23 protein-coding genes and 1 tRNA gene are annotated in these 25,854 nt (G+C 61.1%); 2 read left to right on the top strand and 22 right to left on the bottom strand.

Annotated features, from left to right (window positions below):
• Window positions 1-2: 2 nt before the first annotated feature.
• On the top strand, window positions 3-332 hold the full coding sequence (locus ACL9RI_RS03935; protein ID WP_422725274.1) for a hypothetical protein: 330 nt from the start codon (window positions 3-5) through the stop codon (window positions 330-332).
• A gap of 105 nt (window positions 333-437) precedes the next feature.
• Here the strand turns inward: ACL9RI_RS03935 and ACL9RI_RS03930 are convergent.
• From ACL9RI_RS03930 to ACL9RI_RS03845, 18 genes are all read right to left on the bottom strand, one after another.
• Window positions 438-524, bottom strand: a tRNA-Leu gene (locus ACL9RI_RS03930).
• 52 nt (window positions 525-576) lie between these two features.
• On the bottom strand, window positions 577-822 hold the full coding sequence (locus ACL9RI_RS03925) for a hypothetical protein (protein WP_422725273.1): 246 nt from the start codon (window positions 820-822) through the stop codon (window positions 577-579).
• Window positions 819-1,145: a hypothetical protein gene (locus tag ACL9RI_RS03920; protein ID WP_422725272.1), complete on the bottom strand. Its 327-nt coding sequence runs from the start codon at window positions 1,143-1,145 to the stop codon at window positions 819-821. Before ACL9RI_RS03920 ends, ACL9RI_RS03925 begins: the two co-directional genes overlap by 4 nt.
• Complete coding sequence (locus tag ACL9RI_RS03915; protein ID WP_422725271.1) at window positions 1,142-1,657, bottom strand: glycoside hydrolase family 19 protein; 516 nt, start codon at window positions 1,655-1,657, stop codon at window positions 1,142-1,144. Before ACL9RI_RS03915 ends, ACL9RI_RS03920 begins: the two co-directional genes overlap by 4 nt.
• Window positions 1,654-2,082, bottom strand: coding sequence for a hypothetical protein (locus tag ACL9RI_RS03910; protein WP_183677333.1), 429 nt, complete (start codon window positions 2,080-2,082; stop codon window positions 1,654-1,656). The genes ACL9RI_RS03915 and ACL9RI_RS03910 overlap by 4 nt, the downstream gene beginning before the upstream one ends.
• Window positions 2,083-2,155: 73 nt before the next feature.
• On the bottom strand, window positions 2,156-4,000 hold the full coding sequence (locus ACL9RI_RS03905) for a hypothetical protein (protein WP_422725270.1): 1,845 nt from the start codon (window positions 3,998-4,000) through the stop codon (window positions 2,156-2,158).
• Entirely contained in the window at window positions 4,000-4,830 is an 831-nt protein-coding gene (locus tag ACL9RI_RS03900; protein ID WP_422725269.1) for a hypothetical protein, read from the bottom strand. The genes ACL9RI_RS03905 and ACL9RI_RS03900 overlap by 1 nt, the downstream gene beginning before the upstream one ends.
• Window positions 4,831-4,903: 73 nt before the next feature.
• Window positions 4,904-5,866 (bottom strand): tail fiber domain-containing protein, encoded by a 963-nt coding sequence (locus ACL9RI_RS03895; RefSeq protein ID WP_422725268.1) that lies wholly within the window; start codon window positions 5,864-5,866, stop codon window positions 4,904-4,906.
• Window positions 5,867-6,721 (bottom strand): hypothetical protein, encoded by an 855-nt coding sequence (locus ACL9RI_RS03890; protein WP_422725267.1) that lies wholly within the window; start codon window positions 6,719-6,721, stop codon window positions 5,867-5,869.
• Between the two features lie 8 nt (window positions 6,722-6,729).
• The gene (locus ACL9RI_RS03885) at window positions 6,730-7,479 is read right to left on the bottom strand and encodes a hypothetical protein (protein ID WP_422725266.1); all 750 of its coding nucleotides are present in this window, start codon (window positions 7,477-7,479) and stop codon (window positions 6,730-6,732) included.
• Window positions 7,480-7,753: 274 nt separating this feature from the next.
• On the bottom strand, window positions 7,754-9,313 hold the full coding sequence (locus ACL9RI_RS03880; RefSeq protein WP_422725265.1) for a hypothetical protein: 1,560 nt from the start codon (window positions 9,311-9,313) through the stop codon (window positions 7,754-7,756).
• Window positions 9,310-10,779, bottom strand: a complete 1,470-nt coding sequence (locus ACL9RI_RS03875; RefSeq protein ID WP_422725264.1) for a hypothetical protein — start codon at window positions 10,777-10,779, stop codon at window positions 9,310-9,312. The genes ACL9RI_RS03880 and ACL9RI_RS03875 overlap by 4 nt, the downstream gene beginning before the upstream one ends.
• Window positions 10,776-15,356 (bottom strand): phage tail length tape measure family protein, encoded by a 4,581-nt coding sequence (locus ACL9RI_RS03870; RefSeq protein ID WP_422725263.1) that lies wholly within the window; start codon window positions 15,354-15,356, stop codon window positions 10,776-10,778. The genes ACL9RI_RS03875 and ACL9RI_RS03870 overlap by 4 nt, the downstream gene beginning before the upstream one ends.
• 72 nt (window positions 15,357-15,428) lie before the next feature.
• Window positions 15,429-15,668 (bottom strand): phage tail assembly chaperone, encoded by a 240-nt coding sequence (locus ACL9RI_RS03865; RefSeq protein ID WP_422725262.1) that lies wholly within the window; start codon window positions 15,666-15,668, stop codon window positions 15,429-15,431.
• Between the two features lie 104 nt (window positions 15,669-15,772).
• A complete protein-coding gene (locus tag ACL9RI_RS03860) occupies window positions 15,773-16,216 on the bottom strand; it encodes a hypothetical protein (protein ID WP_183677321.1) in 444 nt (147 codons plus the stop codon).
• An 85-nt stretch (window positions 16,217-16,301) separates the two neighbouring features.
• Window positions 16,302-17,507, bottom strand: a complete 1,206-nt coding sequence (locus tag ACL9RI_RS03855; RefSeq protein ID WP_422725261.1) for a phage tail tube protein — start codon at window positions 17,505-17,507, stop codon at window positions 16,302-16,304.
• Window positions 17,508-17,815: 308 nt separating this feature from the next.
• Window positions 17,816-18,349, bottom strand: coding sequence for a hypothetical protein (locus ACL9RI_RS03850; RefSeq protein WP_422725260.1), 534 nt, complete (start codon window positions 18,347-18,349; stop codon window positions 17,816-17,818).
• Between the two features lie 20 nt (window positions 18,350-18,369).
• Window positions 18,370-18,768, bottom strand: coding sequence for a MarR family transcriptional regulator (locus ACL9RI_RS03845; RefSeq protein ID WP_422725259.1), 399 nt, complete (start codon window positions 18,766-18,768; stop codon window positions 18,370-18,372).
• 186 nt (window positions 18,769-18,954) lie between these two features.
• Here ACL9RI_RS03845 and ACL9RI_RS03840 point away from each other — a divergent pair, with 186 nt between their 5' ends.
• The gene (locus tag ACL9RI_RS03840; RefSeq protein ID WP_422725258.1) at window positions 18,955-19,677 is read left to right on the top strand and encodes a S24 family peptidase; all 723 of its coding nucleotides are present in this window, start codon (window positions 18,955-18,957) and stop codon (window positions 19,675-19,677) included.
• A gap of 52 nt (window positions 19,678-19,729) precedes the next feature.
• On the opposite strand, the gene prpF is transcribed toward ACL9RI_RS03840, so the two are convergent.
• The 4 genes from prpF to prpB form a co-directional block, all read right to left on the bottom strand.
• A complete protein-coding gene (gene prpF, locus ACL9RI_RS03835) occupies window positions 19,730-20,932 on the bottom strand; it encodes a 2-methylaconitate cis-trans isomerase PrpF (protein WP_422725257.1) in 1,203 nt (400 codons plus the stop codon).
• Window positions 20,933-21,033: 101 nt separating this feature from the next.
• Window positions 21,034-23,631, bottom strand: a complete 2,598-nt coding sequence (acnD, locus tag ACL9RI_RS03830; protein ID WP_422725256.1) for a Fe/S-dependent 2-methylisocitrate dehydratase AcnD — start codon at window positions 23,629-23,631, stop codon at window positions 21,034-21,036.
• Between the two features lie 23 nt (window positions 23,632-23,654).
• Window positions 23,655-24,809 (bottom strand): bifunctional 2-methylcitrate synthase/citrate synthase, encoded by a 1,155-nt coding sequence (gene prpC / locus ACL9RI_RS03825; RefSeq protein ID WP_422725255.1) that lies wholly within the window; start codon window positions 24,807-24,809, stop codon window positions 23,655-23,657.
• Window positions 24,810-24,834: 25 nt separating this feature from the next.
• Window positions 24,835-25,722: a methylisocitrate lyase gene (prpB, locus tag ACL9RI_RS03820; protein WP_422725254.1), complete on the bottom strand. Its 888-nt coding sequence runs from the start codon at window positions 25,720-25,722 to the stop codon at window positions 24,835-24,837.
• Between the last annotated feature and the right edge of the window lie 132 nt (window positions 25,723-25,854).

The raw sequence follows: 25,854 nt of genomic DNA, 5'->3' as shown, positions 1-25,854 counted from the left end.
GCGTGGCTGAAGCAGGCCGGATCAATGCCATCGTGCATAATGCCTGGGGTGTGATGTGCCAGCTGTGTAGCCAGGCTACGATGCCCAGGCCAGCGGCGTCCTCTGATGGAACTGTTTTTCAATCCCGGTGCAGCATTATTAAAAAACAATTACTGGATATCGTCTCGAGATTCTTTGATGTCGAAAAATATCCTCCAGAGTCTCATCCAATTGCCGTACTTGAGAACATGGAAATCAAAGCGCCAGCGCGCGCAGTCCAAGGCCTGCGCATGGCCGTCAATGATTGCCTAGAAATGTGCTCGCATTGGAATGCGCAAAGGTTGCGGTTTTAGATGCTGAACTTGGCTGGTGTATTTTTTGCGGAACGCATCCAGTTTTGCGGAACTGGAAAAATTGAAAAGATAGTGAACACTATCTCTGTAAATCGCATATGCGCTTGGTGCCCGGAGCCGGAATCGAACCGGCACGCCCTTACAGGCGGGAGATTTTAAGTCTCCAGTGTCTACCAGTTTCACCATCCGGGCAGCGCGGCAAGATTCTAGCACAGGTGATGCACATTACACCACCTCGCTGTCGTCAGGAAGACCCACCCGCGCACGCATCGACCAGCGCCTCCAGTTCCTGCTCATACGCGGCGCGCAATTTGTCACGGGCCAGCAAGGCTTGTACCTGGGGATAGATGCCCATTGACGGCACTACCGGCAAGGATGGGGCGGCGGGACGGCTGCTGATGCAGGGCACGGCCAGCGGCAGCATTTCAGGAAGCGGTGCGCGCGCCGCACAGCCGGCCAGCATGCAAGCCAATAGCAAAGCCGTCCTCATGGCATCTCCCTGGCGATCAATGCCTCCGCCGCACGGCAGGCGTCGCCGTCGGGCTGCAACGCCAGGATGCGGGCGGCGGACTGTTCACTGGCGGCTCTGCCCTCACGGGCGCCAGCCAGCGCCTGCCTGGCCTGCGCGGCGCGGCGCGCGCCCTCTTCCCGCATCAGGGTCAAGGCCTGCTCCTGGCGCCGCAATGCTCCCTGCGCCTCGGCCAGTTGCGCGGCGCAGGCGGCGCGGCCCGTTTCCCTGCCCCAGCGCTGGGCGCAAAACAGGGCCGCGCCCACGAGCAGCAAACCGGCCAGCACGCTCAAAGACGGCTTCATGCCAGCACCTTGCGCGCCTTCTGGTACAAGGCCAGACGGTCGGCCAGGCCGTTCAGGCCGCCGTTGACTCGGCGCGTCACCCTTTCCTGGTCGCCCGCATCGGCCAGGGCGTTCAAGCCGCGCGACTGCCAGAACCAGCCGGCCGAGCGGCAGGCGTGGAGGGTTTGTTCCAGCAGTTCGGGCCTGGCCAGCAAGTCCAGGCGCAGCGCCACGCCGCAGGCGGCATAATTGGCGCGCCCCGTCACCTGCAGCAAGCCGCGTCCCTTGAAGCGCACGCCGTCACCGGCAATCACGTTGCCCAGGTCAGCCCGCCCTTCATACGCGGCGCCGCTGGCCAGTTCGCGCACATAGCGCAGCTGGCCCGACTCGTGGCCCACCTGCGCCAGGAACGCCGCCTGGCGCAGCGGCGTGTTGATGCCGAATTCCGCCATCGTGGCGTTCAGGGGCGCCAGGAACAAGGCGGCGCGCTGACCGGCGAACGGCATGATGGCCATCAATTGCGCAAGCGTCACAAGCCGCCCCGCACATCCTTGACGACGGCAGCCGCATCGAGCGCCAGTTCGCCGATATCCTTGCCGCGGCGCTTGTCGAACCAGCGCACGCAGGCGCCCAGCACCCACCAGGCGGGCAAGCCGGCCGCCACCATCAGGGGCGCGGCGATAAACAGAAAGCCGGTGGCCGGGTCGCCGCCATACAGGCTGGCCACGACTTTTGCGCTGTCGAACAGGCTGGGCCACCACGACAGCACGGCCGCCACCAGCAGCGGGCCGAGGAAGGTGGAAATGATGATGCTCGAGCAAAAGCGGATAAACGCTTCGCGGGTAGAGCGGGGCCACATGAACATGAAGCCCAGCGAAGTGGCGGCGGCGCCGGCCAGCACGGGCACGCCAAACAGCTTGATCAATGCGCCGCCGGCGGCGGTGGTTTCAATGGCCATGATTGCCTTTCTGTTGGAGAAATAAAAAAACCCGCCGTAGCGGGTTGGAGAAAGAACGACTGCGTGACGACAGCTACACGGCCTTGACCATCACATAAGCCCGGCCGTCCGCTTCGATCGCAATCACGCGCCCGACGGCGCGCAGATACTGCTTCATGCTCAGCGCATCTTCGTGCACGGCGATACCCTTGATGCCGGCGCCGTCCTGCACCGGCACGATATAGTCACCAGGCTGGGCGCCCAGCACGTTCACGGGGACGCGGCCGGCGATGGCGATGCGATCGACTTTCTGGCGTGCGGCTTCCAGCGCGGCGTCGAAAGCGGCCATGGCGTTGGCATCCTGCTGCGCAGCGATGTTGTAAGCAGTCAGGGCGTTGGCGTAAGCAGTTTGTTTTTCTGCCCATTCAGCGTCGCTGTCACCCGGCTGCGTCACCACGTCTTCGTATGCGACAGGGTTGCTGCCAACGACAGCACGCTGCTCGACCTCATCTGCACGACGAACAGGCCGGGATGGCGCTGCCCCAGCTTTTGCTGTTGGCCGGGGGCCGACACAGGCAGACCAGCTATCACCGCCCACGAACGATGGCGCCGTGGATTTAATGGCAAACATCACGGCATCGTTCCATTGATCGGTAATCTTGTTGTCGGACGTGATGCCGATGATCTGCCCTGGAATCACGTCAGAGCAGCCAGCCGCCTTGACAACGTATTCGGCATAATCATTGCCCTGGGTGTTGACGGTGCCCGAAGCGTTAATGCTACGTGCCGTATTGGAGTTCCTTCCCACATACATAACACTCAACGATGATCCCCACGAGACTGTACCGTCTGATGCCAGCACTGCCACACAGGGTATCGCGTCTGTGCTGCGAGTGAAGTAAATAATCTCCTCGGACATCGCCGTACCCATCGAAATATGATGGCGCCTTGAATTCAGGTCATCATTTCCAGCTTTCAGCACTGGCATGGTCACAATACCATCACCCCGTACTTTCAACAGGTCAGGCGACCAGTTTGCCGACCCTTGATCCCATGCTCGAATACGCAATGAGTAATCAGTATGGTACAACTTCTGGCCAGGAGTGGTCATAAAGCCAAAACGACCTGGGTAAACACTACCAGGAACGCCTGTTACTCCTAAACCAAGTACCTCCGCCATATTGGAGCTATTTGGCTTTGTTGCAGAATTAATAAATGAATCCGATAGCTGGCCCGTACCAGAAAACAGGGGGCCCCGAAAAATCGTCGCATAAGTATCCCCCTCAACGTACGCACCTTGATACCGGGGCGGAATATGCCCAGGGCTACCGTACTGCTGTCCGGTATCAAATACAATCTCCCCATCAGGGATCGTTGTGGTAATCACAGGTTCCGCAAAGGTAGCGGCATCCATCCCAACCAGATCAAAAGAGATACTGGCAAATGCAGTGGGGACAAAGTAGGCGTAGACATGATAACTACCGTCTGATTTTTTCGCGACGATAAAGCGGGAATTGCTGACACGTGCCCCATCCATCGTCCACTCGACATGGAAGCCACCCCGTACACCCATCAAGATATTCACTGCGCTGGTCGTTGATGCGCCCCAGTTATTATTCAGAATGCCACGAATCAGCAGATTTTCATGGCCACCCAAGTTTTCTTCGGGAATGCGTGCGATCCAGATGCAGATCGGGGTTGCTGCACCTTGCGCCAAATAACTGTAGCCATACTTGGCCGTTGGCCCCGAACAAATCCTGGCGTTCGATTGAATCGGCAAGTTTGGATCCAGCCATGCCGGTGTAATGCGTCCATTCGGCCCACCCAGCGGCGACATGCCCACCTTGGGCGCATACGACGCCACTACCGCACCGCGGCCTGCCAGTTCGTTCAAACGCTGGATCGTGTCCTTCTGGCCATAGTAAAAAAATTCACTCATTACAGCTCCTCTACTTCAATGTTGGTGGCATAGGCCTGGAAAGATGGGGTGGTGATGGCTGCCAAATTAGCCAGGCGCCCGTACACCTGGTGCGCCTGCTCCAGTTCGACGTCGTCGCTGTCCGGGTACAGGCTGACGAAAAGCGGACGCGACAGGCCGTTGCCGTGCACGATGCGCCACAGCTCCGCACGGTCCAGCGGCGTCATGTGATCGAGGGACAGCGACAGCTTGCGGTACACCGCGCCGCGCGCCACCTTTTGTCCACCCGCGTCACTGCGGTACTGGCTGCTGGTATCGACCGGCGTGATACCGGCTCCGTACGAGGCATTCTGTTCCGGGCTCCAGTAAGCGCCAGCGACCAGGCGTGTGGCTTCGATGCAGGCAGCCGGATTGTCAGGGTCCGCCAGGTCGATGACGAGCTTCTTGATGCTGCGCATGGGGACCCAGCAGCGGGCGTAGGTGCCGCCGCCATAGCTGAAGGCATTCACCCCCAGCGAGATCGCGCCCCAGTCCCACATCCCCAGGCGCGCGTATTCGCAGGCCGGCACGATGCCGCTATCGAACGCGGCAGCCGTGTCGGATGGCTCGACATAGCCGCGCACGCGTATCAGTGCCAATGGCGTCAGATTGCAAAATGGCAGCGCCACGCCGCCGATGATTTCCGGCGCCGGCCAAATGGCGGTGATAGTCAAATCCGTGCCAACCGAGCGCAACAAGGACGATTTTCCGTCGCGCTGCAAGTTGGCCGGCCCCAGCGCGCCAGCCTGGCTCGATGCGCTCAGCACCGCGCGGTCGGCCGCGTTGTCGTAAATGATGCGTAGATTAGGCATGGACTCCTCGGAGTTGTTACTAAAATAAAAAACCCGCCGTAGCGGGTTGTTGAATGATGCTCAGAACTCAGGATCAGGGAATAGCTTCCAGCGCCGCCAAGCGGGCTTCCTGGCCGGCCGCGATAAACATGGCCAGTTCATCGTAACGGAAGGCATAGCGATCACCGGCCTCCAGGATCACCTCGGTGTAGGCTGCGCGCGCCTCGATGGCCGGATGTTCGATGGTTTCCTGCTCCCATTCGTCATGGCAGATAAAGCCATAGTTGAATGGGTCCAGACCGTGCGACTGCATGATTTCGATGGCGCGCTGCACGGTCGGGCCGATGTGCTCGCGCGCGTCAGCCCCCTTGCAGTCGACCGCATCGCGCCAGCGGTAGATGCCGATAGCGCGGGCAATGTCACGGGCGGCGGCAATTTCGGCGACACTCAGGTCGCGGAAATCGCATTTCAGGCGGGCATCGGATGTGTTGATGGTGCCGGTGGCCGCGTACACCGTCTGGAACCGTCTCGCGGAGGTGCCAACCGTAAAGGAATTGTCGGCTTTGGGGAGAAAATCATTTCCTATCACGCTGCGAGCGACTGTCAGATCACCCACACCCGAAATCACCAGCAGAGGGGCCGTAGCGATGCTCGCCGGGCTGACGTCCACTGCTCGCAGCATCATTTGGTACGACGTTGCGTACAAGCTGCCCAGCGCACCACCCTGTGTCGCCCAGTAAAATCGCCCGCCAAATGCCACACCATTGACACCTGCCACGCCCATTGCCGCGACTTCATAGGCTTGCCCGGCCACGCCAGCCTGGCTGTCGTTCGGCGCGCGGATGGCGCTGGCGGAGTTGAAGTCCCCCGCCCCTGCAATCACCTGCCTCGGTGAGGTGAGAGTATCTGCCGTAATGCGCGCCGTACTCGCAACCGCGCCGGTCAGATTGCCGCCCGTCAGCGGCAGCGCGTTATACGGCCCTTTCTCAAACGCCGCATTCATCTTGTTCAGCTCTTCGTTGACGTTCGGCATGCCGTCATAAAATGTATCAGCCATTTAAATTCCTTCGATTTGCAGTGGTGCGGAATAGGTTTCAAAATACGGCGTGGCCACCGCGTCGATATTGCTGGCCTTGCCATACAGCATGTGATCTTGCTCCAGCAGCGGGTCGGCATTTTCTGGAAACAGGCTGAACAGCATGGCCTTGCCCTTGCCGTTTTCGCGCAGGATGCGCATCAGGCGCGCGCGGTCCATGGGCGTCAGGTGCGACAGGTTGATGCTCAGCTTGTCGCTGGTGCTGCCCCTGGCGGTTTTCAGGTCGCCGGCAGCCGTACGGTAATCCTCGCTGCTGTCTTGCACCAATAACTGGGCGCCGTAGTCCGCGTTGGATTCAGGCGACCAGTGGTTGCCCGCCACCAGGCGCGATATCTCCAGATAGCCTTCCGGACACTGTGGCGCCGATACCTCGATCACCAGCTTGCGCACCCTTACCGGGGCGAACCAGGCCACGCCATCGGCACCGCCGCCCCGCGACCAGGTATTCACGCCGCCCGCCTGGTAGGCGTTCCATCCCAGTGGCAGCGCACCCCAGGGAAACGAGCCGTGCACGGCGGCGCGGCAAGGAAAGACGTTGCCGGTATCGAGCACAGGCACGCTATCGCCAGGCTGGGCATAGCCGCGCACCTGCATACGGGCACTGCTGGTCATATTGGTGAAGATCAGCGCCACGCAGGCGATCGATTCCTGTGTCGGCCAGGTGGCGGTGATGGTTTGCACCGTACCGGTGGCGCGCAGCACGGTAGACTTGCCGTCGCGCTGCAGGTTGGCCGGGCCCAGTGCACCGGCCTGGCTCGATGCAGTCAGTGCAGCACGGTCGGCTGCGTTGTCGTGGAGGATGCGGAGATTGGGCATAGGTCTCTCTAATAGTCATTGCCTTCAATAATGTAGGTTCGATCAGCCGCCAGCGAATTCCAGGCCGCTGGGCCGTCATCCCAATACTGGTAAGCCTGCGTCGCACGCGTCAGCCGAGATAACTGACCGTCGAAGTAGGTCCAGCCAAGGGAATAGACGGTGATACGGTAATTTGCAATACCGTTGATCTTCGCCGAATTACGGGCCGTAATGCCGCTGCTTGAACACGACATCAGATAGGGCGCAGTGATACCTGTCATCGCCTGGCTTTGCACCGCTGGCCCCGTTGAAGCATCACGGTAGCCAGGCCAGTCCAGTTTTCGGCGGATCACCAGCATTTTTTCCGTACTATCCCAGGTACGATTGCCTTGTGCGTCGCGGATACGTATACCGACCAGACCGGATTGCCCCTGTCCGCTCAATCTGCAAAAGCATTTAACGATAGGAATGACCGTCCAGTTCGCCCCGCTGACAACGATTTCCCAACTCCCGCCGCCGAGGCTCCGGATGGAGCAAATGGCGAACCGCTGCGGCGACAGCATCTGTAGAAATGCCATGGGCGGATATGCGCAATTGATACGATAAATGTAGTATGGATTGTCCGTGCCTGGTGTCGGAGTGTCCCCGCTGTTGGTAAGATAGGCGATCGGCTTACGTTCTCCGGTAAATTCGGCATTTCCTACAAACACCAACCCGTACTGCTGATTCGAAATCACCACGCGCTGCGCTGAATTTCTAATGGAAACACCTGTAACCATCGCTACTCCCTTGTGATGAGAATCCAGGCAGGACGGTCAGCCTGTATCGATATGATTTTGTCCGCCCCACTATCGGAAATAGATACATTGGTAGAGCTGCCCATGCTGTTGACCCCCAGTACAGTGACGCGTAATTCCACGCCCGCCATACCTGGATATCTTTTGACAACAGTCTCTGCGCCGATCGTGAACTGATCCAGGAATAACAGCCCGAGATCGTCGGACGACAGCAAAACCCGCCCGGTAGCGGGGTCACGCAATCGAAATCCCACCGTCATAACAGGACACCTAACTCAACCACCGGTAATGCACTGGCGTCAGCATAAAAATATAAACCGGTACTTGTCAGGTCGTACCCTGCGCCAGTTCCCGTGGCGAGTCGCGCCGGGCTGCGTACCAGACCAAATGAACCGTTCACACCAGAAAGCAGACCGGAAAAAGTGGCATTTCCATTCATTATCGTCAGCCCCGGCATGGAAACATATCCGCCGGCATTGAGCTCGACATGGCTACCAGCGTGCGGATTACCAATCAATAATCCACGCTCACTGAGGTGGAAGCCGCTACCGCCGTTAGTGGGCCAGGCATACGTATTGCTTGGGTAGCCTGTGCCACCATGCAACGTCGTACCGTATAAGTCGCCAGCGGTGACATTGCCCAGGTTGGCAGACACGGCAGATAACTTGTCTACCGCCAGCGCCGTTGCTGCCACCGTGCCATCCACCAGCAGATTACCGTTCAATACGGTACCCAGCGCAAGCCAGGCACCATCGACAAAGAATTTCGTCACTGCATTTTTAGCGTCGTACAGCGTCACCGTATCGCGGTTGATCGGCGCGCCGTAGCCGGCACGCCCCAGTTCGTACACGGCCGACGCATCCGACCAGGCTGAGTAACCCGGCGCCGTCACCGTCACGGTGCCGCGCTGGCCTGCAGCGCCATCGGCAGCCAGGCGCGCAGCGGCGGCCCACTCGCCAGGCTCGATATCGTCGGTGACGTCGCGCCCTGCCGCTGTGGCGCCAGAAGTGAACAGATAGCCACCGCCCGTAGCTGGCACCTGGGTCGACCAGCCGCCATTCAGGCCGGCCAAGGCGCCGGTGGCAAAAGTGAAGGTGCACCTTGCCGTGGGCAGAGCGGGGGCAATGTTGGTGGTACCGCGCTGGTAAATGCGTACTGACGCCACGTTCAAGCCATCCGAGCCATCCTTGGCCAGTTGCACGGCCGCCGTCCATTCATTGCCGGCGATACTGTCCGTGGCGTTGCGCGAACTGGCCGACGCCACGCGCACGTACAGCGGCGCCGTCCCGGCCGGTATGGTCTTCGACCAGCCATTGGCCAGGTCATTGCCGGCCGGCGTCGTGATGGCGGCGCTGGCGAAGGTAAAGATCACTTCACCCGGTGTATCGCTGGGCGCAACTGCGGCGCGCTTGTAGGCAAATACCTGGGCAGTATTCAGGCCTGGCAGGCCGGTGTCGCCGGCCACGCCGTCGAAGACTTTGCTGATCTGATAATAGGCAATGTAATCGACGCCGAATTCACGGATGCGCGCCTGCACCAGGGCTGTATCAGTGCTCATGCCGGCAAAGTCGACCGTGGCCACATTGCCATTGACGCTTAATCGCGTGCCTGCCGATACCGTAAAGACGATGTCGCCCACCACGTTCACCGGCTTGGCAGTGATTGCGATCGATGCCGGCGAAGCTGCCCCGCTGGTATTGACGCGAAATATGGGCGTGGCGCCGGACATCAGGATCGCCTTGCCGTCGGCCGTGGTGCTGAAACGCTCCGCCGTTGCCTGCAACAGGCTGTCGCGCTCTCCGATAATCGCGCTCATACCATCACCCCCACCGTCACGCGGCCCGTCAGCCAGAAGCGCGACAGCAGCACCACCACGCCGGGCACGCCGTCCTGCAAACCGAAGCGTTCATTGCGCAGCAGCACGGGCTGCCCCAGTTCCAGCATCATCATCTCGGGCTCTCCATCGAATTCATAAATGGTGCGCGGCACCTGGTTCAGGGCCAGGCGCCGCGCCGCTTCCCCCCTGGCGTCGGCACGCGTCTTGAGGCAGGTCTCGATCTGCACCGGATCCACGTTCAAGCGGTGACGCGCCCGCACCGCCTCGTCGACCACCGTTTCAGTCAGCCATTCGGTGGCGTACAGGTCGGCATGCGCCGGCGGAATGCTGGTCGTCAGGCCCGCCTGCACGGTCCAGTTGCGGTCAAAGGCGATCTTCACGGCCGCCACCACCGGCAGGCGCGCACCGGGATGCAGCGAACGCTCCTTCATTTGCTCGGGGCCGACCTCCACCGGCACGCCGGGAGCCGGCAGCGCGATCTGCACCAAGCGCAACTTGCCGGTGCGCGACATCAACGCCTGAGCGCCCACGCTGGCCGCCAGTTGCTGGATCGCCTGCGCCTGGTTCGTGCGGTCGGCTACATACAGGCCCACCGGCTGCGGGTGGGCCGCGTCGAAGGCGGCCAGGTTGGCCAGGTCAAGGTCCGTTTCCGTAAAGCGGTCCTCGGCCTTGCCGTACGCGGTAGCGATACGCCGCACCAGCGGAGCAATACGTGGCGCATAGCCACTCCCTTTGTCCCCCTGCACGCTGGCCGTGATCGTGGTGGAAAACGGATCGGTCGTCAGATTGAAGCGGCCCGCCTGCTCATTCAAGGCCACGGCAATCGGCTTGCCGTTGGTGCGCACCTCGAAGACCGATTCCACGGCGCCCAGGAAACCATATTCCAGCGTGACCGGGTTGGTCAGCAGCGGCGCCACGTTGTGGCATTCGCCGAACGGTATCGGCAGGATCGCATCCTTGTTTTGCGTCGTGCCGCCCAGTTTTTCTTCGCTGATCGGCGTGTTCAGGCGCTGCAGCTTGTCGCGCAATACCAGGTTGACCGACTCGCGGCCCGCACTGGCCACGTCGGCAATGATGCCGTCGAAGACCAGCTGGAAGTCCATGCGCGGCCAGGCCGGGTCCCCCACCCAAACCTTGATGGGCCGGTTCATCCAGACATCGTCCAGCCAGCCATCGAGCGCGCCGTCGGCGTTATCGAGTTCGATATCGCCGCCCGACAGGCCCGCCTCGCCCGTCAGGCTGACCTGCTCGGTGAAGGCCAGGCCGCCGGTGGCCAGCGGCAGGTACTCGGTATTGGCCGGTACCTCCTGTGCGCCAGTGACATACGGCCGCGAAGCGATATAACGCGTGACCTCATTGCCGGCCACGTTCACCTGCGCCTCGATCAGCACCATGCGGATGGCAGATGAACTTTGCAGCCAAAACATCCATTGTTCATCGCTCATGCGTACTCTCCTTTCACTGTATTGGCCCAGGCCGAAGCCCGGGCCGATTGATCGACACCATCGACCACCATGCGCGCGGCATTGGTGTTCGATTCGATGGTGGCCTGGATGGTGGCGCCCGTCTGCGCCCGCTGATCGGCACGCAAGCCTTCCAGCTCTTCGCGCATGGCCTGGTTGTCCTGGCGCAGGCCGCGAATTTCAGCGACCAGGGCGTCGGAACCCAGGTTGGCCGCCGCCGAATAGCGCCCGGCGTCAAATACCGCCGGCGTGGCAGGACCGGCCAAGGCAGCCAGCGCCGAACCGGCAGGCGGATGACTGAACTGCACGCCCAGACCGGTGGCACCACCCATCGCCGCCTGCAAGTTGGCGATGGCCTGGGCCACTGTCAGCACGCTGTCGTTGACAGTGATCAGCCCTGATACCTGGGCATTGAGCGCATCGAGACTGGCTTGCTGCACGTCGACCTGCGCCGAGGCCCATTTCAGTGCCTCGCTGTTGGCCGCCATCACGCGGGCATAATCGGCCGCGTACCTGGCATCGGAGGCGTTGACCACCTGCGACGCCGCCAGGAATGCCTGCTCGGCGGCGGACAAGCCCGATTGCGCCGTGGTGTCGCCCGCATTCGCCGCCGCCAGGGTTTTCTCGAACTGGGCGCGCGCTTCGGCATACTTCTGCTCCGGCGTCAGCGTGGACTGGGCGCCCAGGAGCATGCTGGAATTGAGACCATTGAGCGTGGCGACCCACGATTTCGATTTATCCAGCGCCGTCTTCGTGGCCGCCGCTTCAGTCTCATAGGCCTTGGACAGCGCATCCTTGGCAGAGACCACCGCCTTGGCCGCCTGGATCTGGTCGAACAAGGACTTGTTGACGTCGGCAATGCCCGCGCGCTGGCTCGCCAGCAGTTCGGCCGAGCTCTTCGTCAGTTCGTTCAATTGCTGTTGCAGGTCCTTGTGCTCGCTGGCGATTTCACTGGCGGTCTTGCTGACTGTGGCCAGCTCGCCCGTGGCAGCGGCCAGTTGCGCCGCATAATCGGCTGCCGTCTTGAACGGCTCGGCCAGGGCCAGCAAGGATGCGTACAATTCCGCAGCGCCCTCCCGGCCCGTCGCCACGCCATCGGCGGCAGACAATACCGCCGCCTTGAAGCCATCCATGGTCGTCACGCCAGCCAGATTCAACTTGCCCATGGCGTCGTTGACCGACTTGGTGATCGGCCCCATGCGTTCGGCTTCGGTGAGGAAGTTCTGCACGAAAAAGCCGGTACCGCTGGTCAGCTTGTCAATGCCGCCAGCGACTTCAATCAGGTGTTCGCTCAGCTTCACCGCGCCCAGGCCCGTCGTACTGAACGACTTGCCCAACACCGCCAGCACATCCGTCACCTGCATATAGTTGTTGGCGACGCGGGCCAGGGTTTCCAGGTAGCCTTCGCCCACCTTCTGGTATTTTTCCAGGCCACCCACGCCAAACTTGGCCATGTCGTCGCCCAGCTTGGAGAACGCGGCTTCCAGCGCTTTCTGGATTTCGTCCCCCTTCAGGTCTTTCAAGCTGATCTTGCCAAGATTGACGACAAAACTATTTAATCGGTTGGTAAATGCGTCGCCGCCCAGTCCTAAAGAGTCGGCAGCCGATACGATGGTCGTACGCAATCCCAGAATGATTTTGGTGAACTGGTCATTCGTCTCGTTGCCAAGTCCCTTGAGATCCGTAGATTTCTTATCGCTGGAGAACCAGCCACCAGACTTCTTGAGATCGACATAAGAATTCACATTCAGATTCGATGTCTGGAGCGCCCCCAGTGTCGATACATTGGTGACAATGCCCGAATCCTGTACCGTCGTCTTGCCGCCAAAAATGCCGCTAACGACACTTCCCAGCAAGCCGCCACTGGCGCTACCTTTCGTGGCCAGTGCGGCAGTCAGCGTATCGGATCGCACCAGCAAGCTACCTAATCCACCAATACCGGAAACGATCTGCTTGAGCGAGAGGGCCATCGAAGAGGAGTAAGCCAGACCCAGGCCACTGTTTTTCTCCATGATTTCCAGCGATTTCGCGATCGAATCGCTTTTTGCGGATGAATCGCCCAATACCGTGCCGGTACCATTCGCAGCCTGCCGGTCCTTGGCCGTCGTATCGGCGCCGCCACCACTAAATGCGCCGCCCAGCACGGCGGCGATCGCAGCTGCCGCTGCCGCCATACCCCATGGTCCCATCGCACTCATGAACGACATGAATACCCCGGGAACCTTGGCCGCATTCTGCGTAGCCTGGCCAGCCACTACCGCACCCGTTTCAACAGCCTGCCCGGTGACCACACCAGCGGCCGATGCACTCGAGACAAACAGACTGGTTGCCAGCTTTTCCAGTTGCCCAGCGATTTCGACGGCACGAAAAGCTTTCTCGGCCCCTTCCATCAGCTTGTAGCCGGTACTGTTTTCCTTGAAAAATCCCTTGGCAGCACTAGCCATGGCACCGTAACCCTTAACCTTGACTTGCATGGAGTCGGAGTCAGCCTTCGCTCGCGCTTCGGCGATTTTAGTTTCGTCCCCTCCCGCATCTTTCGTCGCATTCACCAAGGTTTTTTGAATATCGCTCTGCGCCTTGTTGTAGTCAACCAGGGCCATGCCCAGCTTGCCGATTGACGCACCCATCTTGCCAAAGGCCCCCTCCAGCGCGTCGCCCATGGCCTTGGCCCCATCAACTGCCTCTTTCCAGTACTTTTCGTCTGCCGCCTTGGCATCCGTACGTTTTTTTTCCTCGGCTGCGGCCGCATCCGCCTCCCGCTTTTTCGCCGCCTCGGCCTTCTCCTGGCGGGCAGCTTCTTCCAACTGTGCCAGATCGGCATCGACCTGCTGCTGCACCCGTACTTGTGCCGCGCCTGCTTCGGCAATCTTGTTAATGTTTTCCTGGCGCCCCTGCGCTGTTTTTGCCTGGAATCCTTTCAGGACATCCGCCTGTTTCTGATACGCCTCGACCTCGGCTGCGCCGCGTTCGCGGATCGCAGCCCAGCGACTTTCAAAATAAGCGTCCTCGCTCAAGGAGCCGTTCTTACGGCGCATTTCATCAAGTTTGGCAACCTGGGCGTACCCTTCAGTTTTCACCTTCAGTTCACTTTGAATTGCCTGGAGTTCGCCGGCCAGCTTGGCCTCGCGCGGGTCGGAGCCTGCAGCCGGTGGTGCGGCCACCTTCGCCGGACCGGCAAACGAGGCTTGCACTTTCTTGCGCAGGTCTTTTTCTTCGGTAGCCGATATATTGGCGCCACCGGCTCGGGCATTTGCCAGGGAATCATCGAGCTTTTTGATTTCTGCTGCTTCGCGCTGCGCTCTCGTGACATAGCGCTTTTGCATTTCTTCCAGATCCTTGAGACCCTGCTTGGCGTCGGCATTGCGTTTGGACTCGGCCTGCTCAGCCTTGGCCTTTGCCTCCGTCTGGGCCTTCTTGTTCATCGCCACTTCCAATACCTTGGCCTGTTCCTGCTCAAATTGCTGCAGTTGCGCATCCGTCAGGCGCGCAGCGGGGTGCGTACCAGGCACAAGCTGCCTGGTCATGCGCACTTCGGCGGTTCGTTTATTTATCTTCTTGATCTCATCGTCCGGCGTCTCTTCGCGGCCTATGGAATGCATGCCATCCATAAAGCTGGACCAGAGATTCTTGCTGCCTTGCAGCAAGCTACCGATCATGCTGAGCTTTTCAGCACGTTGTTGCAAGCCGGCGTTAATCAGGTCGCTGGCCACTACCATGGCTTCCTGCGTCTTGCCCTCTTTTTCCAGCGCATCGATATGCTGATACTGGGCGGCGGTTAAAATGTTGTACTTGCTTTCATGGGTATCAACCCACTTGACGACACCATCGGCCATGGTGGCAAAGTCTGCGGCTACCGCAGCGGCCGACTGGCCATTCATTTGCGACATGGTGAGCGCCGCTGCGCCCACAGAAGTCAGCGATTCGCTGGTGAACTGACCGGTTTCCACCAAGGTCTGCAAGGCAACACGGGCATCGCCCAGCCCCCCTTGTCCCGACTCGGCAACCGAAGCGACCATGGTATTGAACTGCCCTTCGGTGATGCCAGCAGCATTGCCCGTCAGCTCCAGCGCGCGCGCGAACTTGTCCGACTCCAGCTGGCCCTGGACAAAGGCATCGGCGACAAACGCCGCCACATCAGCGGCCATCTGCAACGCCAGCAATGGTCCCTTGCCCAAACGCGTCAATGCCATTTCCGTCAAGCCTGAGGCATTGGCCATCTCGCCCAGGCCGTCCTTGATTTTTCCGATATCGGCGTTCAGTCCAGCTTGACCGACCTTGATCGATGCCTTGGCAAATTCATTAACTGCAGTGAGTCCCTTGAACAAGGCTTCTGATGCATCATTACTCTGCTCACCGAGAGCTTTGAGCGCCTCCGCTGCTGCCTTGCTTGCTTCGGCTTGCGCGCGCAACAGAAGTTCCGCCGTACGAATCTTGGAGTTGGCAATCTGGACTTGATTGCCAGCTCCTCCGCTGGCGTCGGCCAGATCATTCAGCGCCTGCGTGCCGGCCCTCACTTCCGTCATATTCACGACAACTAATATTTCCCGTATCTCTGGCATGGTTGGCCTATAAAAAAAGCCGCGCATGGCGGCCTGGTTGGAAAATGCCAGCGCGGACGCTGGCGGCGTGCGCTAGGCTTTGGCATGCTGGTGCGACAGGAACAGCGCGTCGAGCTGGTCCAGCAGTGCATGCTCGAAAGGCTCGATGGCGATGCCGTGGCGCGCCTGCCAGGCGAGGATTTCGGTGCTGGCGATGGGGTTGACGGCCATGCCGTTCTGGCGCTTGCCATTGAGCTGGGCAAACCATTGCCACACGTGGGCCAGTTCGAACGGCAGCGCTGGCGCCTCCTCCTCGGGCGGCGCGCGATACAAAGGATGGCGCCGGGCGGCATCGATATGCTCGCCCTTGGCATGGCCGTCGGCCGCGCGCGCACCGCGTTCGAACTGGTGGCCCGCGTAGCGCAGCAGGCTGGCCGTCAGAGTTTCAAAAAATTCGACTCGTTTTCCAGCGCGTTGGTGACTTTTTCCTGCCAGGTCGGATATTTTTCAAAGGCCGCTTCCAGCAGGGCTGCGTCGAGCGGCACCGGTGCGCCATTGCTGGTGAAACCGTACCAGCCCGTGACCACGGCCAGCGCCAGGCGTTTCTGGTTGCCGTCGATGGCTTGCACCAGCAGTTCGGCGCCTTCGTCGGTCGAGGCATCGATGGCCGTCTTGCGACGCGCCGATTTCTTGTAGCCTTCGGCGCGCACGGCGTTGTTCGCCACGCGATACTGTTCGCTGTTCTTGCCGACGATGGTCAGGCCGGCAACCGCTTCGCCGTCGGCGTCGAAAATGACGGGTACGTCGAAGGTGACGGGAGCGGCCACCGCGTTGATGTTGCCGATGTCGAAACCTGCCTGGATTTTTTGTGCGTTATTCATGTGGTGTGATGCTTTCTGATGGAGTGAAAATAAAAAGGCCGCCACGCGGGCGGCCCTGGAACTGCCTTGACGCTGCGTCAGCCGCTTACAGCGCGCTGTCCTGGATGGTCAAGGTGGTCGCTTCATGCTGCGCGTCTGCGCCCTGGTAGCGCAGCACGTCGAAGGCGCAGGTGACGATCTTGTTTTTCTCGCCGTCGTCGATCTTGGCCGAAGTGATCTTGATGCGGCCCATGGCCAGCGCCAGCACGTCGGCGGCAGGCGCCGTGCCCGACGCCATGGCGTAGGCCAGCGGGATTTCCGTCTCGGACTTGAAGTAATCGAGATAGGTGGCGTCCTGCAGCAGCACCGTGAACTGGCCCGAGCCCAGCACCTTGCCACGCGAGGCGGCCGTGGCGTACTTGGAGCCGATCACGGGATCAACCTTGACCTGGCCATCGAGCGAGACCGACATGCCGGTGCAGATCTGCGATGGAATGCCATTCACCGACAGCAGCGAGGTGGCGCCCGAGAACTTGCCGGCGCCCGGCGCGGCCACCGGCGTCGGGAAGTACGGCACGGCCGTGGTCGGGCCTTCCGCCTTGCCCATCAGGGTGAAGTCCACGCTGGTGATGCCGTTCGGCTGCACCGCGATATCCATCTTGCTGACCAGTTGGTCGACGAAGCTGCGGTGCACGCCCACGCCCGGATCCTGCACTTCGACGGTGAACCAGTCGGTGGTATGGCCTTTCAACGGCGTGAAGCTGCGCTTGCCGACGGCGGCCACGCCAACCGAGTCACCGGCCGCCTTGACCACGATGGCCGAACCGTCCATGAACTGGCCATTCAGGTTGGTGGCCGTGACGGAGGTCACAAAAAAGTTCTTCGCGTTGTTGACGGCGGCCGGCGCCGTCATGCCGCTGATACGCACCACGCTGCCGGCGTGGAAGCCGTCTGCCAGCCAGGAACCTGCGCTGCGGGTCAGGCCGGTAGCGCCAGCGGCGATGGTGGTTTGCGCGGCGGTGACGCCACCTGCCGTGAAGTCGCGACGCAGCAGCGCAGCCATCAGCGGTGCGTAGGTGCCGCAAGCCGCTTCGGCCTTGATGGCGCCCGAGGTGCGGAAGTTACCCAGGCGGGTGTCGCCCTGCTGCTGGCTGGCGTCAATTTCGGCGCTCGCATATTTGTCCGCTTCGGTGTCGAAGGTGGCCGTGACGCGGGGATAAATCTGGCCGCCGCCGGCAGCGGCCTTGCTGCCTTCTGCTGCCTGTTTGCTGATAACGATCAAGCTGTCAATGCCGTTTGCTGTCGATGCCATAGGTAGTGCCTTTCATGGGATGAAAAAAAAGACCGCCGGGGCGGTCTTGGGATGGAACTGCAAAATGAGGAACCACAATGAAAAAGCCCGCGCACGGTGAGGCGGCGGGCTGGTGTCCGGTCCCAGGGCGTGAATGCGCCCTGCGGGACGATATGCTGGATCAGGTTCTCCTATCGGTGTCGCGCCGGAAGCGCGTCTATTACGAGTGGAGAAGCATGTGGTGCTGCTGTGCTACTGTGCTGCTGCGTTATCGAGACTCTATTATGCAGCTGTTTTTTTCCTGTCCGGGGATATTGCAAAAAACTTTTTCAGCGTCCCAGCCGGCGCATGGCGCGGGCGCCGTGGGACTGGAAAATGTTTTCCAGTTCACTGACCATATCCTTGATGCGCTCCAGTTCAAAACCGCCGGAGCAGCTGATGGCGGCCTCGCCGCTGCCACTACAAGCCTTGCAGATGCCGTGCACGCCAGCTGCTTCGACTCCAGTGCCACAGCAAGCCTTGCATTTGCTGTCCAGCCAGTGCGCCAGCGATACTTCGGCCACGCGGCGGTACAGGGTGTTGGCCGCCTGCGCATCCCAGGCCGTATTGGCCTTGACCCAGCGCCGCGCGCGGCCCTTGTCGGTCACGGCCGCGGTCCAGGCGCGCAGCAGCTGCGCCAGATTGGCAGCATTGCCTTCGAACAGGCGGCTGATGCTGCCGTCCGCATATTTGACGCGGCACAGCAAGGCGCCCATGTCGCCGGCCAGTGCCGCCGCCGCGAGCACGTCCAGGCTGTGGTGGTGGACATCGCCGCGCAGATTCTGCGATGACAGCGATGCGATATAGTGTTCAGCAAACCCCATGATTTCTCCTCGTTGATACTTTATTCTGCGACTGCCCGTTCTGTTTTCTGCGCCGGCCCAAACAGGGCTTCCACCAGCGGATCGCGGCCTGCCGCGCCGTGCGTCCAGTGCGATGTATGGCGCACCTGGGGTGGCAGTTCGGCCCAGCCGTCGCTCTCGTCGTCCAGCGCGCCGGGCCCATACAGGGCGGGACGCTGGCGCCCCGGTTCGGTGCAATGGCGCTGCGCCAGGTGGATCATGCCGCTGCCGCACATATGGCGCAGGTAGCGGCTCATGGTGCCCGCGTCCAATCCCAGTAAACTGGCCAGCTGGGCGGCACTGGCCTGGCCGTGCTCGGCGATGTATTGCACGATGCGGGCAATATGCAGCTGCGACTTCTTGCTCCGCCCCTTCAATTCGCGTGGCCCCCGCGGTGCCATGCTCCGTGTTCTCTGGCTATTACTCGTAATCAACATGCTCGACCTCCCCTTGTGCTTGCCCGGCGTGAGACGCTGTTGTGCGAATTTGCGACAGGCAACAAGTAGACTTTATCAATCGCTAATGTTAAAGTCAAGCATTTGGTAATTTATCAAACGGTAAATTTGGGGTCTAATATGGAGATGAATATGTATCAATACAGACGCGATCGCCTCCTGATGCTGATCGGGGAGCGCTACGACAACACGCGCAAGAAGATTTCCGACGCCAGCGGCTGGAGCGAGGCACGCATCTCGCAAATCCTCTCGCCCACCTACCGCGACGGACGCGCCTTCAGCGAAAAGATCGCCCGCAAGCTGGAAGCCGACCTGCAGCTGGACAGCATGTACTTCGACCAGGGTGCCGCGCCCGACCAGGAAACCCTGGCAGCACGCGCGCTGGCCGGTGGCCAGCCAGTGGTGGTGGCTGGCGGCACGGACGAGGAAGATGAACGGTTTTACGCCATCCGCAAGGTGAAACTGCGCCTGTCGGCCGGCATCACGGGCTTTGCCATCGAACCGGAAACCCATGACGGCAGCACCATCAGCGTGCCGCGCGGCTGGGTCGAACGCAATGGCTATCGCCCGGACAAACTGGTAGCCATCAAGGTCAAGGGCGAGAGCATGGAGCCAGCCCTCTATGAAGACGACGTGGTGATCATCAACACAGCCGATAACCGGCCCGTCGATGGCGTGGTATTTGCCGTCAACTATGAAGGCGAACCGGTGGTCAAACGCCTGGCGCGCGATATCGGCGAATGGTGGCTGACATCGGATAATCCCGACCAGCGCAAATACCACCGCAAAATGTGCCGTGGCAATGAGTGCCTGATCGTCGGCCGGGTGGTGCGCAAGGAAAGCGAGCGGATTTGAAGATGAAGTTTATCGAACGATAAACTTCATTTAAACATTTTTTTAAACTGCGCTACAAGACATCGCCCGGTATGCGCACCGCGCCTTCCATCAGCACGCGCGCACTGCGGCTCATGATGGCTTTCGTTACGCTCCAGTTTCCATCGGTTTGCGCCGCTTCCGCGCCCACCATCAGGGTGCCGGACGGGTGGCCGAAACGTACCGTGCTCTTGCCACGCCCTTGTTCGCCGCCGCCCGCCGCCAGGTTGACCAGGGTGCCGGGAATGGCTGCTGCCGTGCCGATGGCCACCGCCGCCGTGCCCATCATGGCGTGATGCAGCTTGCCCATGGACATGGCCCGCACCAGCAAGTCGATATCACCCGCATCCACCGGCTTGCCGCTGGACGAAATATAACTGGCCGGCCTGGCGACGAAAGCCACCTTCGGCGTATGCTGGCGCGTGGCCGCTTCATCGAGTTTGCTGATCAGGCCCATGCGCAGCGCGCCGTGCGCGCGTATCGCTTCAAAGCGGGCCAGCGCCTGCGGGTCGCCATTGATGGCGTCCTGCAGTTCCGTGCCCGTGTAGCCGATGGCTGCGGCATCGACGAAGATGGTCGGAATCCCGGCATTGATCATGGTGACTTTCAGGCTGCCGATACCGGGCACTTCCAGTTGGTCGACCAGATTGCCGGTCGGGAACATGGAGCCTCCTGCGCCCTCTTCTTCGGCTGCCGGGTCAAGAAACTCCAGTTTGACTTCGGCGGCTGGAAAGGTCACGCCATCGAGTTCGAAGTCGCCCGTTTCCTGCACTTCGCCATTGGTGATGGGCACGTGGGCGATGATGGTCTTGCCGATATTGGCTTGCCAGATGCGTACGATGGCCACGCCGTTATGCGGGATGCGCTCGGGCGCTACCAGGCCGCCGCTGATCGCAAACGAACCGACGGCCGCCGACAGGTTGCCGCAATTACCGCTCCAGTCGACAAACGGTTTGTCGATCGAGACCTGGCCAAACAGATAATCGACGTCGTGGCCGGGCCGGCTGCTTTGGGACAGGATCACCGTCTTGCTGGTGCTCGACGTGGCGGCGCCCATGCCGTCGATCTGCTTGCCATACGGGTCGGGACTGCCGATCACGCGCAGCAGCAGCGCATCGCGCGCCGCGCCGGGCACCTGCGCACTGGCCGGCAAATCCTGCAGGCGGAAAAACACGCCCTTGCTGGTGCCGCCCCGCATATAGGTGGCGGGGATTTTGATTTGGGGGGTATGGGTCATGGAAATTCCTGCCTTGAATGGCTGATTAAACCCAGCAGCGAAATACCGGGGTCGGACCCTGAGGGTCCGACCCCAGACCTTGCCGTTGGGGGAAATTGAAGTTACGCCACTGCCTTGGCCGACTCAAGGAAGTCTTGAGCAAATCGCTGAAGCACCCCTCCCGCCTCGTAGATCGACACCTCTTCCGCCGTATCGAGGCGGCAGGTGACGGGCACTTCGACCGTTTCGCCATTTTTCCTGTGGATGACCAGGGTCAGGGTCGAGCGTGGCGTGCGCTCGCCCACCACGTCATAGGTTTCGCTGCCATCCAGGCCCAGGGTCTTGCGGTTCACGCCCGGTAAAAACTCGAGCGGCAAGACGCCCATGCCCACCAGGTTGGTGCGGTGGATGCGCTCGAAGCCTTCGGCCACGATGGCTTCCACGCCAGCCAGACGCACGCCCTTGGCAGCCCAGTCGCGCGAGGAACCCTGGCCGTAGTCGGCGCCGGCGATGATGATCAGGGGCTGCTTGCGCTCCATATAAACCTCGATGGCTTCCCACATGCGCGAAATGGTGCCTTCCGGCTCGATGCGCGTGAGCGAACCCGCTTTCACCTTGCCGTCTTCGATCACCATTTCGTTTTTCAGGGTCGGATTGGCGAAGGTGGCGCGCTGCGCCGTCAGATGGTCGCCCCGGTGGGTGGCGTAGGAATTGAAGTCTTCCTCCGGCAAGCCCATTTTGGCCAGGTATTCGCCAGCCGCGCTGTCGAGCATGATGGCGTTCGATGGCGACAGGTGGTCGGTGGTGATGTTGTCCCCCAGTACCGCCAGCGGACGCATGCCTTTCAAGGGACGCGCGCCGGCCAGCGCGCCTTCCCAGTACGGCGGGCGGCGGATATACGTCGTCTGCGGGCGCCAGTCGTACAGCGGGCTGACTTTCAAGCCATCGTCGGGCTGGGCGGCAAACATGGGGATATACACCTTGCGGTACTGCTCCGGCTTGACGCTGGCCGCGACGATGGCGTCGATTTCTTCGTCCGATGGCCAGATATCCTTCAGCAGGATAGGCTTGCCGTAAGGGTCAAAACCCAGCACGTCTTTTTCAATGTCGAAACGGATGGTGCCGGCAATCGCATACGCCACCACCAACGGCGGCGAGGCGAGGAAAGCCTGTTTGGCGTACGGGTGGATGCGGCCATCGAAGTTGCGGTTGCCCGACAGGACCGCCGTGGCATACAGGTCGCGCGACACCACTTCGTCCTGGATCACCGGATCGAGCGCGCCCGACATGCCATTGCACGAGGTGCAGGCAAACGCCACCACGCCAAAGCCCAGTTGTTCCAGTTCCGGCATCAGGCCCGCTTCCTGCAGATACAGTTCCACCGTCTTCGAGCCGGGCGCCAGCGACGATTTCACCCAGGGTTTACGCGTCAGGCCCAGGCGGTTTGCATTGCGGGCGATCAAGCCGGCCGCGATCATGTTGCGCGGGTTGTTCGTGTTGGTGCAGCTGGTAATCGCAGCGATGATGACGGCGCCGTCCGGCATCTTGCCCGGCTCGTTTTCCACCACGCCCGAAATGCCGCGCGCCGCCAGTTCCGAGGTCGGCACGCGGTTGTGCGGGTTCGACGGGCCGGCGATATTGCGCACCACGGACGACAGGTCGAACGTCAATACGCGCTCATATTGCGCGTCTTGCAGGCTGTCGGCCCACAAGCCTGTTTCTTTCGCATACAGCTCGACCAGCTTGACCAGTTCGTCGTCGCGGCCCGTCAGTTTCAGATACTTGATGGTTTGTTCGTCGATGTAGAACATGGCGGCCGTGGCGCCAAATTCCGGCGCCATATTGGAAATCGTCGCGCGGTCGCCCAGGGTCAGGTGCGAAGCGCCCTCGCCAAAGAATTCCAGGTAGGACGAAACGACCTTCTGCTTGCGCAAAAATTCCGTCAGCGCCAGCACCGTGTCAGTGGCCGTAATGCCCGGCTGCGGCTTGCCCGTCAGCTGGACACCGATGATGTCGGGCAAACGCATCCATGAGGCGCGGCCCAGCATCACGCTTTCCGCTTCCAGGCCGCCCACGCCGATGGCGATCACGCCCAGCGCATCGACCATCGGCGTATGCGAATCGGTGCCGACCAGGGTGTCGGGATAGGCCACGCCGTTTTGCACCTGGATCACGGGCGACATGCGCTCAAGATTGATCTGGTGCAGGATGCCGTTTCCCGGCGGGATCACATCGACGTTCTTGAACGCCTTCTTGGTCCAGTCGATGAAGTCGAAACGGTCTTCGTTGCGGCGGTCTTCGATGGCGCGGTTCTTGGCAAAGGCGTCCGGGTCGAAACCGCCGCATTCCACGGCCAGCGAATGGTCGACCACCAGCTGCGTCGGCACGACGGGATTGACCAGCGCCGGGTCGCCGCCCTGGGCGGCGATGGCGTCGCGCAAGCCGGCCAGGTCGACCAGGGCCGTCTGGCCCAGGATGTCGTGGCAGACCACGCGGGCCGGGAACCACGGGAAATCGAGGTCGCGGCGGCGTTCGATGAACTGGCTCAAGGAAGCGTCCAGGGTCGCCGGATCGCAGCGGCGCACCAGGTTTTCCGCCAGCACGCGCGAAGTGTAGGGCAAGGTGGCATAGGCGCCTGGCTGGATGGCATCGACGGCGGCGCGCGTGTCGAAGTAGTCTAGCTGGGTGCCCGGCAAGGGTTTGCGGTGCAAGGTGTTCATAGTGAGGCTCTTTGCTGTGCTCATTAAGTGCGGTCTTTGATGGGGACAAATGCCAGGTCTTCCGGGCCGACATAATTGGCGCTCGGGCGAATGATCTTGTTGTCGATGCGCTGCTCGATGATATGGGCGGCCCAGCCCGAGGTGCGCGAGATGACGAACAGCGGCGTAAACATCGCCGTCGGCACGCCCATCATGTGGTACGACACCGCCGAGAACCAGTCCAGGTTCGGGAACATGTTCTTGATTTCCCACATCACCGATTCCAGGCGCTCGGCGATGTCGAACATCTTGGTCGATCCCGCTTCCAGCGACAGATTGCGCGCCACTTCCTTGATGACGACGTTGCGCGGGTCCGAGATCGTGTACACCGGGTGGCCGAAACCGATCACCACTTCCTTGTTGGCGACGCGCTCGCGGATGTCCGCTTCTGCTTCGTCGGCGTTGTCGTAGCGTTTTTGAATCTCCAGCGCCACTTCATTCGCGCCGCCGTGTTTCGGTCCGCGCAAGGCGCCAATCGCGCCCGTGATGGCCGAATGGATGTCCGAACCCGTGCCGGCGATCACGCGGCTGGTGAAGGTGGAGGCGTTGAATTCATGTTCCGCATACAGGATCAAGGACGTATGCATGGCTTTTTCCCACGATGCCGACGGCTTTACGCCATGCAGCAGGTGCAGGAAGTGGCCACCAATCGAGTCGTCGTCCGTTTCCACTTCGATGCGCTTGCCATTATGGCTGTAGTGGTACCAGTACAGCAGCATGGAGCCGAACGAGGCCATCAGGCGGTCGGCGATATCGCGCGCGCCCGGTGCGTTATGGTCGTCTTTTTCAGGCAAGGTGCAGCCAAGCACCGACACGCCCGTGCGCATCACGTCCATCGGGTGGGCGGCGGCCGGCAAGGCTTCCAGCGCCAGCTTGACGGCGGACGGCAAGCCGCGCAGGGATTTCAATTTGGCCTTGTAGCCTTTCAGCTCGGCGACGGTCGGCAGCTTGCCATGCACCAGCAGGTAGGCGATTTCCTCGAACTCGCAGCTGTCGGCCACGTCCAGGATGTCATAGCCGCGGTAGTGCAAATCGTTGCCGGTTTTGCCAACCGAGCACAAGGCCGTGTTACCGGCAGTGACGCCGGACAGGGCGACGGATTTTTTAGGCTTGAAAGTGGCGGCTTGTGGTGCGGTCATGGTCTTCTCCAAAATATAGTAATGATTACTTTTTCTGCGCGGCGAATAATGCGTCCAGCTTTTGCTCGAATTCGTGGTAATTGATCGATTCATACAGCTCCATGCGCGTCTGCATGGTGTCGACCACGTTCTTTTGCGTGCCGTCGCGGCGCAGCGAGGTGTAGACGTTTTCCGCCGCCTTGTTCATGGCGCGAAAGGCCGACAAGGGATACAGCGCCAGGCCCACGTGGGCGCTGCGCAGTTCGTCCAGGGTGAACAGCGGCGTGGCGCCAAATTCGGTGATATTGGCCAGGATCGGCACATTGACGGCCTTGGCAAACGTGGCATACATATCGAGATCGGTAATCGCTTCCGGGAAGATCATGTCGGCGCCCGCTTCGACGCAGGCGATGGCGCGTTCCAGCGCCGCGTCCAGGCCATCGACGGCCAGTGCATCGGTACGCGCCATGATGACGAAGTTCGGATCGGTGCGCGCATCGACGGCGGCCTTGATGCGGTCGACCATTTCTTCCTTGCTCACGATTTCCTTGCCCGGACGATGACCGCAGCGCTTGGCGCCCACCTGGTCTTCGATATGCAGCGCGGCCGCGCCAAACTTGATCATCGATTTCACGGTGCGCGCCACATTGAAGGCGGATGAACCGAAGCCCGTGTCGGCGTCGACCAGCAGCGGCAGGTCGCATACGTCGGTGATACGGCGGATATCGGTCAGCACGTCATCCAGGCTGGAAATGCCCAGGTCGGGCAAGCCCAGCGAGCCGGCCGCGACGCCGCCGCCGGACAGATAAATGGCCTTGAAGCCGGCGCGCTTGGCCAGCAGGGCGTGGTTGGCGTTGATGGCGCCGACCACTTGCAATGGGGATTCTTCCTGGACGGCCTTGCGGAACGCTGCACCTGCGGAGTATAGACTCATGTGTTCACCTATGGAATGTCGAATGTTTCATGGACTTGCTATATGGAACAGTATTGCAATTGCCGTGCCAGCCACTTGGCCGAACACTGCGCAAGTGGTGTCACAGAGGGAGAATAGCGCCAGCACGCACAA

Source organism: Janthinobacterium sp. Mn2066 (assembly GCF_049319705.1).
Taxonomy (GTDB): domain Bacteria; phylum Pseudomonadota; class Gammaproteobacteria; order Burkholderiales; family Burkholderiaceae_D; genus Janthinobacterium.
Note: the sequence above shows the minus strand (reverse complement) of the source record. Positions and strands in the feature narration are given on the sequence as shown.

Bases quoted from the DNA above. Each gene is read 5' to 3' on its own strand.
- ACL9RI_RS03875 (WP_422725264.1), bottom strand. From the start codon at position 10,779: ATGAGCGATGAACAATGGATGTTTTGGCTGCAAAGTTCATCTGCCATC.
- acnD (WP_422725256.1), bottom strand. From the start codon at position 23,631: ATGAACACCTTGCACCGCAAACCCTTGCCGGGCACCCAGCTAGACTAC.
- prpC (WP_422725255.1), bottom strand. From the start codon at position 24,809: ATGACCGCACCACAAGCCGCCACTTTCAAGCCTAAAAAATCCGTCGCC.
- ACL9RI_RS03910 (WP_183677333.1), bottom strand. From the start codon at position 2,082: ATGGCCATTGAAACCACCGCCGCCGGCGGCGCATTGATCAAGCTGTTT.
- prpB (WP_422725254.1), bottom strand. From the start codon at position 25,722: ATGAGTCTATACTCCGCAGGTGCAGCGTTCCGCAAGGCCGTCCAGGAA.
- ACL9RI_RS03880 (WP_422725265.1), bottom strand. From the start codon at position 9,313: ATGAGCGCGATTATCGGAGAGCGCGACAGCCTGTTGCAGGCAACGGCG.
- ACL9RI_RS03905 (WP_422725270.1), bottom strand. From the start codon at position 4,000: ATGAGTGAATTTTTTTACTATGGCCAGAAGGACACGATCCAGCGTTTG.
- ACL9RI_RS03860 (WP_183677321.1), bottom strand. From the start codon at position 16,216: ATGAATAACGCACAAAAAATCCAGGCAGGTTTCGACATCGGCAACATC.
- ACL9RI_RS03920 (WP_422725272.1), bottom strand. From the start codon at position 1,145: ATGAAGCCGTCTTTGAGCGTGCTGGCCGGTTTGCTGCTCGTGGGCGCG.
- ACL9RI_RS03900 (WP_422725269.1), bottom strand. From the start codon at position 4,830: ATGCCTAATCTACGCATCATTTACGACAACGCGGCCGACCGCGCGGTG.
- ACL9RI_RS03925 (WP_422725273.1), bottom strand. From the start codon at position 822: ATGAGGACGGCTTTGCTATTGGCTTGCATGCTGGCCGGCTGTGCGGCG.
- ACL9RI_RS03885 (WP_422725266.1), bottom strand. From the start codon at position 7,479: ATGGTTACAGGTGTTTCCATTAGAAATTCAGCGCAGCGCGTGGTGATT.
- ACL9RI_RS03840 (WP_422725258.1), top strand. From the start codon at position 18,955: ATGTATCAATACAGACGCGATCGCCTCCTGATGCTGATCGGGGAGCGC.
- ACL9RI_RS03895 (WP_422725268.1), bottom strand. From the start codon at position 5,866: ATGGCTGATACATTTTATGACGGCATGCCGAACGTCAACGAAGAGCTG.
- ACL9RI_RS03850 (WP_422725260.1), bottom strand. From the start codon at position 18,349: ATGGGGTTTGCTGAACACTATATCGCATCGCTGTCATCGCAGAATCTG.
- prpF (WP_422725257.1), bottom strand. From the start codon at position 20,932: ATGACCCATACCCCCCAAATCAAAATCCCCGCCACCTATATGCGGGGC.
- ACL9RI_RS03870 (WP_422725263.1), bottom strand. From the start codon at position 15,356: ATGCCAGAGATACGGGAAATATTAGTTGTCGTGAATATGACGGAAGTG.
- ACL9RI_RS03890 (WP_422725267.1), bottom strand. From the start codon at position 6,721: ATGCCCAATCTCCGCATCCTCCACGACAACGCAGCCGACCGTGCTGCA.
- ACL9RI_RS03855 (WP_422725261.1), bottom strand. From the start codon at position 17,507: ATGGCATCGACAGCAAACGGCATTGACAGCTTGATCGTTATCAGCAAA.
- ACL9RI_RS03845 (WP_422725259.1), bottom strand. From the start codon at position 18,768: ATGGCACCGCGGGGGCCACGCGAATTGAAGGGGCGGAGCAAGAAGTCG.